At 71.6% G+C, this 15,255-nt stretch carries 13 protein-coding genes; all 13 read left to right on the forward strand.

Translation table 11 applies throughout. The features are described from left to right. Nucleotides 1-210: 210 nt before the first annotated feature. The gene (locus JHAT_RS29175; RefSeq protein ID WP_077801283.1) at nucleotides 211-471 is read left to right on the forward strand and encodes an acyl carrier protein; all 261 of its coding nucleotides are present in this window, start codon (nucleotides 211-213) and stop codon (nucleotides 469-471) included. Nucleotides 472-475: 4 nt separating this feature from the next. Next, entirely contained in the window at nucleotides 476-1,681 is a 1,206-nt protein-coding gene (locus JHAT_RS29180; RefSeq protein ID WP_077801284.1) for a beta-ketoacyl synthase, read from the forward strand. Further along, nucleotides 1,678-2,856, forward strand: a complete 1,179-nt coding sequence (locus JHAT_RS29185) for a beta-ketoacyl synthase N-terminal-like domain-containing protein (RefSeq protein WP_077801285.1) — start codon at nucleotides 1,678-1,680, stop codon at nucleotides 2,854-2,856. Before JHAT_RS29180 ends, JHAT_RS29185 begins: the two co-directional genes overlap by 4 nt. A 4-nt stretch (nucleotides 2,857-2,860) precedes the next feature. Then, nucleotides 2,861-3,973 carry a beta-ketoacyl synthase N-terminal-like domain-containing protein gene (locus JHAT_RS29190; RefSeq protein ID WP_216353452.1) on the forward strand — a complete coding sequence of 371 codons (1,113 nt, stop codon included), beginning with the start codon at nucleotides 2,861-2,863 and terminating at the stop codon, nucleotides 3,971-3,973. Continuing rightward, nucleotides 3,966-4,829, forward strand: coding sequence for a beta-ketoacyl synthase N-terminal-like domain-containing protein (locus tag JHAT_RS29195; RefSeq protein ID WP_077801287.1), 864 nt, complete (start codon nucleotides 3,966-3,968; stop codon nucleotides 4,827-4,829). Before JHAT_RS29190 ends, JHAT_RS29195 begins: the two co-directional genes overlap by 8 nt. Further along, complete coding sequence (locus JHAT_RS29200) at nucleotides 4,826-6,601, forward strand: alpha/beta fold hydrolase (protein WP_077801288.1); 1,776 nt, start codon at nucleotides 4,826-4,828, stop codon at nucleotides 6,599-6,601. Before JHAT_RS29195 ends, JHAT_RS29200 begins: the two co-directional genes overlap by 4 nt. Then, nucleotides 6,598-7,236 (forward strand): 2-hydroxychromene-2-carboxylate isomerase, encoded by a 639-nt coding sequence (locus JHAT_RS29205; protein WP_077801289.1) that lies wholly within the window; start codon nucleotides 6,598-6,600, stop codon nucleotides 7,234-7,236. The genes JHAT_RS29200 and JHAT_RS29205 overlap by 4 nt, the downstream gene beginning before the upstream one ends. 5 nt (nucleotides 7,237-7,241) lie before the next feature. Further along, nucleotides 7,242-7,409, forward strand: a complete 168-nt coding sequence (locus JHAT_RS34785; protein WP_171991113.1) for a hypothetical protein — start codon at nucleotides 7,242-7,244, stop codon at nucleotides 7,407-7,409. A gap of 32 nt (nucleotides 7,410-7,441) precedes the next feature. After that, nucleotides 7,442-8,182, forward strand: a complete 741-nt coding sequence (fabG, locus tag JHAT_RS29210) for a 3-oxoacyl-[acyl-carrier-protein] reductase (protein ID WP_077801290.1) — start codon at nucleotides 7,442-7,444, stop codon at nucleotides 8,180-8,182. Beyond that, nucleotides 8,179-8,655: a hypothetical protein gene (locus JHAT_RS29215; protein ID WP_077801291.1), complete on the forward strand. Its 477-nt coding sequence runs from the start codon at nucleotides 8,179-8,181 to the stop codon at nucleotides 8,653-8,655. The genes fabG and JHAT_RS29215 overlap by 4 nt, the downstream gene beginning before the upstream one ends. Next, on the forward strand, nucleotides 8,648-9,115 hold the full coding sequence (locus tag JHAT_RS29220) for a 3-hydroxyacyl-ACP dehydratase FabZ family protein (RefSeq protein WP_107482055.1): 468 nt from the start codon (nucleotides 8,648-8,650) through the stop codon (nucleotides 9,113-9,115). The genes JHAT_RS29215 and JHAT_RS29220 overlap by 8 nt, the downstream gene beginning before the upstream one ends. A 189-nt stretch (nucleotides 9,116-9,304) precedes the next feature. After that, entirely contained in the window at nucleotides 9,305-13,966 is a 4,662-nt protein-coding gene (locus JHAT_RS29225; RefSeq protein WP_077801293.1) for a non-ribosomal peptide synthetase, read from the forward strand. Next, nucleotides 13,963-15,255: condensation domain-containing protein (locus JHAT_RS29230; RefSeq protein WP_253195648.1), on the forward strand; the 1,293-nt coding region annotated here is incomplete at its 3' end. The genes JHAT_RS29225 and JHAT_RS29230, both read left to right, overlap by 4 nt.

Genomic DNA, 15,255 nt, shown 5'->3' on the forward strand with positions numbered 1-15,255 from the left:
CGAGTTCCGCGGAAAACGGATCTGTCAATCGGACATCGAATTCTTTTATAGGCGCGACTCGAAAGTCCCGCCTATGCGGTTCATGCCCCCTTCTGTAAATGGGGAACGGTCAACTCTGAACCCCCATACGGGCTGGATTCGCCGACGCGAGACGTACTAATCTGAATGCGTAAAGGCGAAGTCGCCTTTCTTTGAGAGGGAGAAAAAGAAATGTCAACCATCACCAAGCAGGAGCAGCTCGACGAGATCCGCGAGATCGTCGCCGAGGTTCTCGAGGTCGAGCCGGAGGAGATCACCGACACGAGCAGCTTCGCCGACGAGCACGAGGCCGACTCGCTCCGCGCGATCGAGATCCTCGCCCGCCTCGAGAAGAAGTACAAGGTGGAGATCCCGCAGTCGGACCTGCCCAAGATGGTCAACCTCACCGCGGTCTACGAGGTCCTCGCCGAGCGCGCCGGCTGGCTGGGCTGATCTCATGCGACGGGTAGTCATCACGGGCGTGGGGCCTGTCTCGAGCATCGGGATCGGAGCGGCCGCTTACGAGCAGGCGCTGCGGCAGGGCGTCAACGGCGTCTCGCCGATCGAGTGCTTCGACTCCACCGGTTTCCCTTACTTCATGGCCGGAGAGGTACACGATTTTCGGCCGGAGGACATGGTCCGTCGGCTGTCTGTCGAAGAGTGGGGCCGCACCAGCCTCTTCGCGGCGTCCGCCGCCCGTCTCGCGGTGGCGGACGCCGGGATCGACGAGGACGTACTGGCGTCCTCGAGGGCCGGCTCGACCATGGGGACCACCGGCGGCGAGTCGCAGATACTCGAGCGGCTCACCGCCGACGCCCTCGCCGGAGGGTACGACGGACTGGACGCCGGCCTGGTGAAACAGGTGTCCAGCGCCAGGCTGTCCCAGGCGGTCAACCGCGAACTGCGCCTCACCGGCGACGCGGTGACGCTGTCCACCGCCTGTTCCGCCAGCAACTACGCCCTCGGCTACGCCAGCGACCTGATCCGCTCGGGCGAGATGGACTACATGGTCGCCGGTGGCGCCGATTCGGTGCACCGCTGGTCGCACGCCGGGTTCTACCGGCTCGGCGCACTCACCGAGAAGGCGTGCTCGCCCTTCGACAAGGACCGTTCGGGCATCATCACCGGCGAGGGCGGGGCCGCGATGTTCCTGGAGAGCCTGGACTCCGCGCTCGCCCGCGGCGCACGCATCCACGCCGAGGTCCTCGGCTACGGCCTGAACTGCGACGCCAGCCACATGGTGGCGCCCGACCGGGCCAGCATCGCCGCGTGCATGAGGCTCGCGCACAAGAACGCCGGCATCAAGGCCGAGGACGTGGACTACATCTGCGCCCACGGCACCGGCACCCCGGCGAACGACTTCACCGAGGCGAGCGCCGTGGTCGACGTCTTCGGCGACAACCCGCCGCCGATCAGCTCGACCAAGTCGATGCTGGGCCACGCCATGGGGGCCGCGAGCGGGCTCGGGGCCATCGCCTCGGTGCTCGGCATCACCGGGTCCTTCCTGCCGCCCACCATCAACTTCACCGCGCTCGACCCCGACATGCCCCCGATCGACCCGGTTCCCAACCACGCCCGTGACGCGGACGTCCGGATCGCGCAGGTGAACGGATTCGCCTTCGGCGGCAACAACGCCATCGTCATCCTCGGGAGAATGTCATGACGACCGCGACCAGCGGTACCGCGGCCGCCACCGGGACCGGGACGGCCGCCACCGGCACCCTGGCCATCACCGGCTTCGGCGTCCTGTCGGGCGCCGGTCCGGGACCGGAGGCCCTCGCGGCCGCGGTCGCGGCCGCGCACCCGGCCCCGAGCGACGTCTCCGGTATGTACGAGGAACCCCTGCCGCGCCAGGAGGCCCACGCGCTCCTGGACTTCAAGGTCCGTGACCACCTCGGCCGCAAGGGCACCTCGTTCTTCGACCGGGCCACCGCGCTGGGCCTCGTCGCCTGCAAGGCCGCGCTCGCCGACTCCGACCTCGTGGTCGACGACGGCAACCGGGACCGGATCGGCATCACCCTCGGCACCACCGCGGGCAGTGCCAAGTCGACCAGCGACTACAGCCGGGACACCTTCACCCAGGACCGTCCCTACCTGGTCAACCCGCTGCTCTTCCCCAACGCCGTCATGAACTGCACGGCGGGGCAGGCCGGGATCTGGTTCGGCCTCAAGGGCCCCAACGCCACGGTGGCCGGCGGCAGCATGGCGATGCACAACGCCCTGCGCTACGGCCGCAACCTCATCAACTGCCACTACGCCGACGCGCTCCTGGTCGGCTCCGTGGAGGAGTTCAGCCCGCACACGGCCTGGGCCGCGCACTTCGGGCAGTCCACCGGGGGCGGAGACCTCCCGGCGGGCGAGGGCGCCGCGGTGTTCGTGCTCGAACGCGCCGACGAAGTGCGTGCGGCGGGGCGCCCGATGGACGCCGAGGTGCTGGCCGTCGAGGTCGGCGTCTTCGACCCGCCCGGTCCCGACGGCACCTTCGCGGCAGGCCTGGAGACCTGCCTGCGGCGCGCCCTGAGCCGGGCCGGGGTGGAACCCGGCGAGGTGACCACCGTGGCGACGGCCTGGAGCGGTATGCCGCTCCTGGACGACGCCGAGGAGGCGGCCGTCACCGCCGTGCTCGGCGCGGACGTGCACCGGCTGCGGGTCAAGAAGGCCACCGGCGAGGCGTTCAGCGCCACCGGAGCCTTCCAGGTCGCCGCGCTGCTCGCGCGGCACCGCGGCGAACCCGCCCGCGACGGCGAGATCTCCGTGATCACCACCCGCTCCGCCGAGGGCGCCGCCGGCGCTGCCGTCATCAGGGGGTGGAGCCGTGCCGGCGGCCATCACGGGTAGCTCCATGATCACCTGCCTGGGTGATCAGGACGCCACCTACCAGGCCCTCCTGGAAGGGCGCAGCGGGGTCGCCCCGCTGCGCCTGGGTGATCCCGCCAAGCTCGCGGTCTCCCACGGCTACGAGATCCCGGACGAGCCGGGAGCGGTGGCTCCGGGCCCGCGCCTGGCGGGCCGCTGGCTCGCCGACTGCGTGACCGAGGCCCTTCGCGCCGCGCGGGTGGACCCCGCGCGGCGCCGCGTGGCCGTCGTCGTCGGCACGGGCCTGCGCGAGCTGCGGGGCGTCGAGCAGTGGCACGCCGACGGCGCCCGGCTGCGACTGGAGCAGCTGCACTTCACCCGTGCCGTCCGCGCCGTCGTGCCCGAGGTCACCGAGGTGCACACCCTCGCGAACGCGTGCGCGGCCTCCGGGTACGCGCTCGCGCTCGGCGCGGACATCCTCGAACTGGGCGAAGCCGACGTGGTGGTCGCCGCGGGCTGCGACACGATGACGGAGAGCATGCTCACCGTCATCGGCAAGGTCACCGACGGCACTTCGGACATGGTCCGCCCCTTCGACGAGAACCGTCCCGGGGTGCTGCTCGGCGAGGGCGCCGCGGCCGTCGTCCTGGAACACCCGAAGGACGCGGCCGACGGCCGCCCCGTTCTCGGTACGCTCCGCGGCGTCGGGCTGACCTGCGACGCGTACCACGAGACCGCGCCCGATCAGGCCGGGATCACCACGGCCATGCACCAGGCGCACGAGCGCGCCGGCGTACGGCCCGAGGACATCGGCCTGGTCGTCGCGCACGGCACGTCCACCGGGCTCAACGACCCGACCGAGGCGGCGGCCCTGCTGGACGTCTTCGGCCCCGCCGGGCCGCCGGTCACCGCGATCAAGGGCGCGATCGGCCACACCTCGGGCGGTGCGGCGCTGATGAGCCTGCTGATCGCGCTCACCGCCATGCGGACCGGCACGGTTCCGCCGGTGGTGGGACTGCGGTCGCCGATGTCCGGGGCCGACAAGCTCGACCTCGTGTACGGAGCCCCGCTGGAGGCCGGTCCGCGCCTCGCCCAGATCAACGCGTTCGGGTTCGGCGGGGTCAACGCGGTGACGATCGTGGAGGCAAGTGATGGCTGACGGCGACCCGACGGTCGTGCTCGCGGGCTGGGCCGTCCACGTGCCCGGCACGGCGGCGTCCGACCTCCCCGGTTCCCCGCAGGAGCCGGCCTGCTCCGCGGCCGAGGCCAGACTCGTCCTCGGCCGCAAAGGACTGCTCGGCAAGGAGACGGCCACCCGGCTGGCGCTGTGCGCCGTCCACCGCGCCCTCGGCCTTCCCGCGGGCCTGCCCGCCGGACCGGTGGACGGGGCGGCCGGAACCGCCGTCGTGGTCGCCTCCAACCTGGGCAACGTCCAGACCGTCTGCTCGATGGTGTCGGACATGCGCAGGGACGGCGGCGCCGCGGTGAGCGTGCTGGACGCACCGAACGCCTCCAGCAACATCATCGCCAGCAGCATCGCGATCCGGTACGGCTTCACCGGACCCAACCTCGCGGTGTGCAGCGGTGCCACGGCCGGCCTCGACGCCGTGCAGCTCGCCGACCGGCTGCTGCGCGCCGGCCGCGCCCGGCGGGCCGTCGTCGTGGGCGTCGAGCCCGCCGACCCGGTGGCCCTCGGCCTCGAGGCGCTGCGCGCCGACGGCGGTGGACTGACCGAGGGAGCCGGCTGCGTCCTGCTGGGCGTACCCGGCGCCTGGCCCGGCAGCGCGGAGGTCCGCATCGGATCCGTCGCACGGCACGGGGAGCGGCCCACGGCCGCGGAACCCGCCATGGGCGGCTTCTACGGCGCCGAGGGCGTCATCGGCCTGGCGGTCGCGGCCGACCGGCTCGCCACCGGCGGGGCCGAGGGGCCCCTCGTGGTCGCCTGCGGTGACCGCGAGGACGCCTGGGCCAGTGTGACGGCGTCCCGGATCGAGCCGATCGGCAGCATGGCATGACCGGATGGGACACGGTGGCCCGCAGCGACGCCCTGGAGGTGCACCGGAGCCCCGGGCAGGGACCCGCGCTGGTCGCGGTGCACGGGATAGAGGACTCCTGGGGCATCTGGCGCGCCCTCGCGGAGCAGCTGCCCGGCTACCGCCTCTACGCGCTCCAGATGCCCTGGCACGGCGGCAACTCCTACGCCTGGCGGGACGAGGGCTCGCCGGGCGAATGGCTCCGCCGGGCCCTGTCCCTGGTCCCCGAGCGGCCCGCCGCACTCCTGGGCCACTCGTTCGGGGCCAACGCGGTGCTGGAGTACCTGGCCACCTGCGAGGGCGATCCCGGCATCGGCGCCGCGGTGCTGGCCGCACCGTTCTACCGTCCGGCCGACTTCCCCGTGTCCCCCGCGATCCGCACACGCTCCGAGGGCGCCCTGCGGAAGGTCATCAACCAGGGCGTCGACATCGCGCTCGGCCCGCGCTCGGCCACCCTCGACCCGGACATCCTCGCGGCCATGAAACAGAAGGCGGGCGAACGCGCCGTCGCCAGCGGACTCCCGGTCTTCCACCGGGAGTTCGAGGCGTCGGGGAAGTACCGCCTGGACCGGGTCGAGGTCCCCACACTCGTCCTCGCCGGGGTCGACGACGAGTCGCTGACCCCGATGCGGGCCGCCGCGCTCGATCGCGCCATGCCGGCGGCCACGGTACGGCTGCGCGCCGTGTACGGACATTTCTGCCATGTGATGCAGGCGCAGGAACTGGGCCGCGAAACCGGCGCCTTCCTGCGCCGCACCCTGAACAACCCCCACGTCCCCGTCGAATCCGAAGGAGAAGGCACTGTGACGGATCTGCTGGACGGAGCCCCCACGACCTATGTGGGCATGCCGCGCTACGAGGGTGCCAACATCCGCACCTGGATCGGGTTCAAGCACTTCATGTACCTGGCCGAGGAGGCCGTACTGGAGTACTTCCGCGAGCGTGGCGTCGGTGCCCGCGACATGTACCACCGCTACGGACTCGGCCTCGAGATCGTCGACTCCTCGGTGCAGCTGCCGGCGACGCTCTTCGTGGACGACCGCGTCTACGCCACCGTGGTCTCGGCCACGCCGAAGCCGGACCAGGGCGCCCCGTTCACCATCACGCTGACGGTGGAGCGCGACGGCGAGGCCGTCACCGTCCTGAAGGGCAAACTGCGCGTCGCCCTGGTCGTCGTGAAGGACGGCTCCGGGACCGAGCCGGTACCGGCGATGCTCGAGCCCTTCGTGGTGCCCGAGGTGGCCGCGCTGGCCAACGCCAAGTCCGCCACCCTGCCCCTCGCTCCCGGCCAGGACGTCGCCGACGTCCTCGTCCCGGAGGGCTCCGGCGCCTACCTGTGGTCCTGGCGGGCCCCCTACCCGTACTGCCACTTCTCCGACCGGCTCCAGCACTCGGCGTACGTCCGCACCCTCGAGGAGGTCGTCGACCGCTTCCTGCACGACCGCGGCCTGGCCATCGGCAAGCTGCTCGACGAGCGCGCCTGGATCCCCGTCGTCTCCCGCGCCCGCGTGCAGATGCTGTCCGACATCTTCATGGAGGAGACCGTGCACACGGTCTTCACGATCGAGGACATCATCAAGGACACCGTCTACACGGCGCGCATGGACTGCTACGTGCAGCGCGGCGACACCCTGGAGCTGGCCGCGACGGCCACCATCATGCACGGCTACGCCATCAGCCGCGGGGAGGAGGCCGGTTCCGTCGCGATCCTCGACGAGACCGTGAAGGCGGTCCTGATCGGGGGTCAGGCGTGAGGAGGCCGCCCCGGCTGTACTTCTCGCTGCGCAGCCCCTTCAGCTGGATGGCCGTGAGGCGGCTGGAGGAGCGCCTGCCGAACGCCGAGGAGCTCATCGAGTACGTCCCGTTCACCGAGCCCGACGACATCAGCATGGCCGAACTCACCCGGCGCGGCGGCGAGTTCCACTACATCGCCATGAGCAAGGCCAAGCACCTCTACATCCTGGCCGACACCAAGCGCCTCGCCGCGAAGTACGGCTACGCCATGAAGTGGCCGCTCGACACCGGCGACGAATGGTGGGAGCTGCCCCACCTCGGCTGGCTCAAGGCCCGTGAGCTCGGTGTGCACCGTGAGTACTACCGGGCGGTCATGGCCGCCCGCTGGGAACGCGGCGAGGACATCTGCGACCGCGAGGAACTGCGCCGGATCCTCCTGGAGGCCGGGCTCGACGGCGACACCCTGGTGTCCGCGCCGGAGGACCCCGCCATCCGCGAGCAGGGCGTGCAGGCCCTGATGGAGGTGTACGAGGACGACGTGTTCGGCGTCCCGTACTTCAAGCTCGGCCGGCACCGCTTCTGGGGCCTGGACCGTCTCGACGACTTCGTCACGGCGCTCGAGGAGGCGCTGTTGACCTCCGCGAAGAAGGGATGAGGGACATGAGCACCGTCACCGGCGACACCAGGGGGGCCGCGGCGGAGGAGCCGGCCTCCGGCCACCCGCTGGTGGACGAGGAGTGGGGCGAGGACCCGCTGGAGGGCGTCCCGGCGGAACTCGTCGACCGCGTCGGCGTCCTGGACCACGACACCGCGGGCGGCTGCGGCTGACCGGCCGCGCCGCACCAGGCAAGGAGAGAGCAGTGAACGAACAGGGATGCACCGTCGTCACCGGCGGGTCCAGGGGCATCGGACGCGCGGTGGCGGTCCGGCTCGCCCAGGAGGGCCGCAACATTGCCTTCTGCTACCGCAGCGGCGTGGAGGCCGCCGAGGAGACCGAGAAGCTGATCCGTGAAGCGGGCGTGCAGGTCCACCACGCGCCCTGCGACGTGTCCGACTTCGACGCCGTGCAGGAGTTCGTCGCCGCCGCGGAGCGGGCGATCGGACCGGTCCGCGCGCTGGTCAACTCCGCGGGCATCGTCCGTGACAACCCCATGGTGCTGATGCCCCCGGAGGACTGGCGGGCCGTCATCGGGACCAACCTCGACGGCACGTTCAACTTCTGCCGCGCGGTGGTCTTCGGGTTCATGAAGCGCAAGGAGGGCGTGATCGTCAACATGTCCTCCGTCGCGGGTCTGGACGGCAACGCCACCCAGACCAACTACTCCGCCTCCAAGGCCGGGATCCAGGGCATGAGCCTGTCCCTCGCCAAGGAACTGGCCGGCTACGGCGTACGCGTCAACGTCGTCGCTCCCGGGTTCATCGAGACCGACATGACCGAGGCGCTCTCGGAGAAGGTGCGGGCCCAGGCGCTGAAGAGCATTCCGATGCGCCGCTACGGCGCCGCGGACGAGGTCGCCGAGCTCGTCTCCTTCCTCCTCTCCGAGAAGGCCGGCTACATCACCGGCGAGATCATCCGGGTGGACGGCGGAGTCGTGCTGTGACCACCGCCCTCACCCCGCCGCCCGTGCCCGGCGCCGCCATCGAGGCCGGCCGCCGGGCACGGGCGGCCCCGCTCCCGGCCGTCGACACCTGCACGGTCCTGTCGGCGACCGAGGTCACCGCGCGCAAGCTGGTACGCGCCGACGACCCGTACATGGAGGGCCACTACCCCGACGTCACCATCTACCCGGGTGCGTTCCTCCTCGAGTCCGTCTACCAGGCGGTCCTGCACCTGGTGTGGGAAACCCGCGGAACGCGGTCCTTCGCGGTCCCCGAACAGATCCGCTCCGTCCGCTTCCTCGCGGCGCTGGGCCCCGGCGACGTCCTCGACATCCACTGCTCGTGCAAACCCGCGGGACCGGACGGCCTGGACGTCACCGCCGACTGCCGCAAGGGAGAGGCCAAGGCCGCCAAGGTCTCGGTGAGCTTCCGCATCGTCCCCGCCGCAGGGGCGCCGGAGGTGCCGGATGCTTGAACACGGGGAGATCCGGGGCAGGATCCCGCACGCGCATCCGATGCTGCACGTCGACCGTGTGCTGGAGATGGAGCCCTACGACCTCATCGTCACCAGCAAGGCGATCACGGGCAGCGAGACCTGCTACGCCCGGCTCGGGCCCGGCGTCGGGCAGCCGGCCCTGCGCTACCCGCCGTCCCTCCTGATCGAGTCGTGGGGGCAGGGCGGGGCGCTGCTGTGGCTCGAACGGGAACGGACCCGGGGCGATGCGGCCGGCGACGCCCCCGTTCTGGCCGCCCTGCGCGACATCACGTTCCACCGGGGCGTCCACCCCGGTGACACGCTGCGGCACACCGTACGCATCGACCAGTACACCGCCTCCGGCGTCATCATGAGCGGCGAGACCCGGTGCGAAGGAAATCTGGTGGCGGAGGTCGGCTACGCCCTCGCCGTGCTCCGCCCCTCGGCCGGGCTGGTTTGAAGTATTGAAATCGAGCAGGACCTCCGCACGCACACCCCATAGTCTCGTTTTGATGCCGAATCAATGAGTTCCGGCTGAGCCTGAAGGTGTTTTCCGGACGTCGGCAATGGCGGACATCGCGTGCTCGACGACGCACTCTTCCCAGGGGACGGGGAACGGCGTCGAGAAATCCAACGGAGGGGAAGAACAATGTCAGCTGTGCCTGCCGGAACCATTGATCTCACTGCGGCGCAGCGCGGCATGTGGTTCGCCCAGCGGTTGGACCCGGCCAATGCCATTTACAACATTGCCGAATACATCGATATGCGCGGATCGATCGACCAGGACGCGTTCGCGGAAGCCCTGCACCGGGTTCTGGGCGAGGCAGAGGCCATGCGGACCACGTTCCACGAGCGGGACGGCGAGCCGGTGCAGCGCGTGCACCCGGCACCGCCCGCGCACGTCCGGTGGGTCGACGTCAGCACCGAGGCGGACCCGGAGGCGGCCGCCCTGGAGTGGATGCTCGCCGACGCGCGCAAGGCGGTGGATCCCGCTCGTGACCCGCTGTACCTGTTCGCGCTCATCGACCTCGGCGACGACAGGCTCCACTGGTACTACCGCACCCACCACATCGTCCTCGACGGCTTCAGCGGGGGCCTGGTCGCCACCCGGGTCGCGGAGATCTACCGCGAACTCACCGGCACCGCGGCCGCCGGCCCCCGCCGGAAGTTCGCCGGCCTGGCCGAACTCGTCGAGGCGGACGCGGCGTACCGCGCCTCGGAGGACTTCGAGACCGACCGCGCCTACTGGCTCGACCTCTTCGCGGACCGCCCCGAGCCGGTCAGCCTCTCGGGTGGTCAGCCCTCGATGCCGTCCTCGTTCCTCCGGCGCACCGGCCACCTGCCCCACTCGGTCACCGACCGCCTGCACGCGCTGGCCCGGGACACGAACGCGAGCTGGCCGGTGGTCACCGTGGCCGCCATCGCGCTGTACATGGCCAAGATGACCGGCAGCTCGGACATCGTCCTCGGACTGCCGGTGGCCGCGCGCCGCCCGGGGGTCGCCAAGCGCACCCCGGGCATGGTGTCCAACGTCCTGCCGCTGCGCATACCCGTGGCGTCCACGAGCACCGTGGCCGAGCTGATCGAGGCCGCGTCCGACGCGATGCACGGTGCGGTGCGCCACCAGCGCTACCGCTACGAGGACATGCGCCGCGAGCTGAAGCTCGTCAACGACGGCCGCCGGCTCGTCGGCCCGCAGGTCAACTTCCTGATGTTCGACACCGACTTCTCGATACCGGGGTGCGAGACGGTGTCGCACAGCCTCACCGTCGGACCGAACGACGACATCACCTTCGTCGTCGACGGACGTCCCGGACGCGACGGCCTCGCCATCGACCTGCACGCCAACGGCGACATCTACCGGCCCGGTGACGTCGACCGCCACGGCTCCCGCTTCGAGCACCTCCTGGCACAGCTCGCCGGCTCCCCGCCCGAGCGCCCCCTGGGCGAGATCGAGGTGGCGACCCCCGCCGAACGCCGGGTCCTCCTCCAGGAGTGGAACGCCACCGGCCGCGACCTCGGCACCCTCACGGCCATGTTCGAGGCCCAGGTGAGCCGCACCCCGCACGCCGAGGCGCTCGTCTTCGAACACGAGACGCTGACGTACCGGGAACTGAACGCCCGGGCGAACCGGCTCGCGCACCGGCTCCTCGAGCTGGGCGTCGGTCCCGAGGACCGGGTCGCCGTGGCGCTGACCCGCTCGGTCGACCTGGTGGTGAGCCTGCTCGCCACCCTGAAGGCCGGCGCCGCCTACGTACCCGTGGACCCCGGACACCCCCGCGACCGGATCGAGTACCTGCTCGAGGACGCCCGGCCGACGGCGGTCCTGACCACGGCCGCCCACGCGCGGGCGCTGCCCGCCGGCGACCGCCCGCACCTCTGCCTCGACGACCCGGAGACCGCGGCGGCGCTGGCCCGGTGCGCCGGGACGGACCCCACGGACGAGGACCGCTCGACCGCGCTCCGCTCGGACCACCCGGCCTACCTCATCTACACCTCCGGCTCCACCGGCCGCCCGAAGGGCGTGGTGGTCCCGCACGCCGGAATCGTCAACAGGCTCCAGTGGATGCAGGGGCAGTACGGCCTCACGGCCGAGGACCGGGTGCTCCAGAAGACCCCGTCGGGCTTCGACGTGTCGGTCTGGGAGTTCTTCTGGCCGCTGATCGAGGGCGCCACGCTGGTGGTGGCACGGCCGGACGGCCACAAGGACCCCGCGTACCTCGCGGAGACCATGGCGACACAGCGGATCTCCACGCTCCACTTCGTCCCCTCCATGCTGCAGGCGTTCCTGGCACGGGCACCCTTCACCCAGGCCTTCCCCGCGCTGCGCCGGGTCCTGTGCAGCGGCGAGGCGCTGCCCCGCGAGACGCAGCGCCACTTCTTCGCCGAGTTCCCCGACGTGGAGCTGCACAACCTGTACGGCCCCACCGAGGCATCGGTCGACGTCACCGCCTGGCAGTGCGTGCCGGACACGGAGGACGACAGCGTGCCGATCGGCGCGCCGGTCTGGAACACCCGCACCTATGTCCTCGACGCCGCGCTGCGCCCCGTACCGGTGGGCGTACCCGGCGAGCTCTACCTCTCCGGCGTCCAACTGGCCCGCGGCTACCTCAACCGCAGCGCACTGACCGGGGAGCGGTTCGTCGCCGATCCGTTCCGTCCCGGCGAGCGGATGTACCGGACCGGTGACCTGGCCCGCTGGCGCGACGACGGGAACCTGATCTTCCTGGGACGCTCCGACGACCAGGTGAAGATCCGCGGGTTCCGCATCGAACTCGGTGAGATCGCGGCAGCCCTGTCCGAACCGGACGAGGTGACGCAGGCCGCGGTGATCGTCCGCGAGGACGGCCCGAGCGGCAAGCAGCTCGTCGGCTACGTGACCCTGCGGCAGGGCGTGCCCGCGGACCCCGCCGGTCTGCGCCGGGTGCTGGCCGACCGGCTCCCGGAGTACATGGTCCCCGCCGCCGTGGTGGTCCTGCCCGAGCTGCCGGTCACCGCGAACGGCAAGCTGGACCGGCGGGCCCTGCCCGCGCCGGACTACGGAGGCCTCGCCACCGGGGCCGCGGCCCGCACCGAGGTCGAGAAGGTCCTGTGCCGGGCCTTCGCCGAGGTCCTCGGCCTGGAGACGGTCGGCGTCACCGACAACTTCTTCGACCTCGGCGGCGACAGCATCGTCGCCATGCGGCTGATCTCCCGGGCCCGCCGCCACGGCCTCGTCCTGACGGCCGAGGACGTCTTCGCCCACAAGACGGTCGAAGCCCTCGCCCCGCACGCCGCGGCCGCCGAGATCGACGTCGAGGACGACGTGGACCCGGTCGGCGACCTCACGGCGACGCCGATCATGGAATGGCTCCGCGGCCGCGGCGGGCGCATCGACCGGTTCGGGCAGTTCGCGCTGGTCCAGACCCCCGTCGGCGTCCGCGCCGATCACCTGGAGACCGCGGTACGAGCGCTGGCCGACCACCACGACGTGCTGCGGGCCCGGCTCGTGCGCTCCCCGTCCTGGCGGCTCCACGTCCCGGAGGGACCCCTCGCCGTCCCGCCCGGCGGTGTCGTCGACGTCGTCGACGCGGCCGGACTGGACCAGGAGGCGCTGGCCGCGACCGTCGCCGCACACCGCGAGAGCGCGGCCGACCGGCTGAGGCCCGAGGACGGGGTGATGCTCCAGGCGGTCTGGTTCGACGCCGGAAGCACACGGCCCGGCAGGCTGCTGCTGGTCCTGCACCACCTCGTGGTCGACGGAGTGTCCTGGCGGGTCCTGCTGGACGACATCCAGACGGCCTACGCCGCCGCGGCGGCGGGCCGTGCCCCGGAGTTCGGGGCACGGGGCACCTCCTTCCGCGACTGGGCCCGCCTGCTCGAGAGGGAGGCGCTCTCGCCGGAGCGGGTCGCGGAACTGCCCTTCTGGAAGGAGACGCTCGCCCGCCCCGCGCCCCTGAAGCCGGCTGGCCCCCGGCTCGACCCCGCCCGGGACACCGTGGCCGGACTGGTCTCGCTGAACACGGCACTGCCACCGGCGACGACCGAACCGCTCCTGACGACGGTGCCCTCGAGGATCAACGGCACCGTCACGGACGTCCTGCTGACCGCCCTCATGATGGCCGTGCCCCAGTGGCGGGGCGCGGGCCGGCACGAGGAGGGACGGCTCACCGTGGCCCTCGAAGGCCACGGCCGCGTACCGCTGCGCGCCTCGCACGACCTGACCAGGACCGTCGGCTGGTTCACCTCGCTGTACCCGGTGACCCTCAGCCTCGGCCCGGCGGACGCCCGGGCGGCGGCCCGCGGCGGCGACGGCGCCGACCACGCGCTCAAGCAGATCAAGGAGCAGCTGCGGACCGTACCGGGCGACGGGATCGGCTACGGCCTGCTGCGTCACCACAACCAGGACACGGCCGGCGAGCTGGACTCGCGGCCCGGTCCCGACGTGGGCTTCAACTACCTCGGACGCTTCGACTCCACCGCACGGGACCCGCACAGCTGGGGGCTGGCCCCGGAAGAAGCCCTCGGAGAGACGTCGGAGCCCACCATGCCCGCCGCCTACCAGCTGGACATCAACGTCATGGTCCAGGACGCGGCGGACGGGCGCCGGCTGACCACCCGGTGGACATGGCCCGAGGCCCTGTTCACCGAGGAGGAGATCGGCCGGCTCGCGGACCACTGGCAGCACTCCCTGGAAGCGCTCGTCGCGAGCTCGCAACAGTCGGACACCGTGGTCCACACCCCGTCCGACCTCACCCTGAACACCCTCAGCCAGAACGAACTCGACGCGCTCGAAGACGAGTTGGCGCAAGAATGGGAGATCGCACAGTGAAGCAGTCACGGATCGAAGACGTCCTTCCGCTCTCACCCCTGCAGGCCGGCCTGCTCTTCCACGCGCAGTACGACGAGCACGACGCCCCCGATGTCTACACGGTCCAGTTCGCCCTCTCCCTGAGCGGCCGGCTCGACGTCCCGTCGCTCCGCGACGCCGCGGCCGGGCTGCTCCGGCGACACCCCAGTCTGCGGGCGAGCTTCCGGGCCCGGCGCGACGGCGACGCCGTCCAGGTGGTGCACCGCACCGTCCCGCTGCAGTTCGCCGAGCACGACCTGCGCGCCCTGGACCCGGCGGACCGCACGCACGAGCAGGAGAGGCTGGTCGCCGAGGACCGCGCCCGCCGCTTCGATCCGGCCACGCCCCCGCTCCTGCGGTTCACGCTGATCCGGACGGGCGAGGACAGCCACGTCCTGCTGCTGACGAACCATCACATCCTGCTGGACGGATGGTCGATGCCACTGCTCATCGAGGACCTGTTCAGTCTCTACGCGGCCCCCGACGGCCACCGGCTCCCCGCCGCCGTCCCGCACCGGAACCACCTGTCCTGGCTGATGCGCGAGGACACCGCGGCGCACCAGGCCGCCTGGAGCGAACTGCTCGAAGGCGTGGAAGAGGCGACCCTGATCGCCCCCGACGTCCCCGCGGGGGCGGAGAAGACGCCGCTGAACCACGTCGTGGAGCTGTCCGCCGAACTCACCGAGGAACTCTCGGCGTTCGCGCGCTCGCACGCTCTCACCGCCAACACGGTGGTCCAGGGCGCCTGGTCGATCCTGCTGTCCCGGCACACCGGCCGCGACGACGTCCTCTTCGGCACCACCCTCGCCGGCCGGCCCGCCGAGGTCCCGGGCGCCGAGTCCATGGTCGGCCTGTTCATCAACACCGTCCCGGTGCGGGTCCGCGTACGGCCGGAGGAGCCGGTCCTGTCGATGCTGGAGGGCATCCAGCAGCAGAGCCTGCGGATGTCCCGGCACCAGTACGTCGGCCTGGCCGACATCCAGCGGAGCGCCGGCATCGGCGAGCTGTTCGACTCCCTGGTGGTCTTCGAGAACTTCCCGCACGACCTGCAGTCCGCCATCCCCGGCACCGACCTGCACCTCGACGACGTACAGCCGCACGACGCCACGCACTACCCCCTGGCACTGGTGATGGCGCCGGGGCCGCGGCTCTCCCTCCGCTTCAACTACCAGTCCGGCGCCCTGGACCGGGCCGAGGTGGAGACGATCGCCGAGCGGCTGGTGCGGGTCATCACCTCGGTGATCCGCGACGCCGCCCGGCCGACGTCGGCG

Origin of the sequence: Streptomyces sp. JHA26, from assembly GCF_002005565.1 — a bacterium.
Lineage (GTDB): Bacteria > Actinomycetota > Actinomycetes > Streptomycetales > Streptomycetaceae > Streptomyces.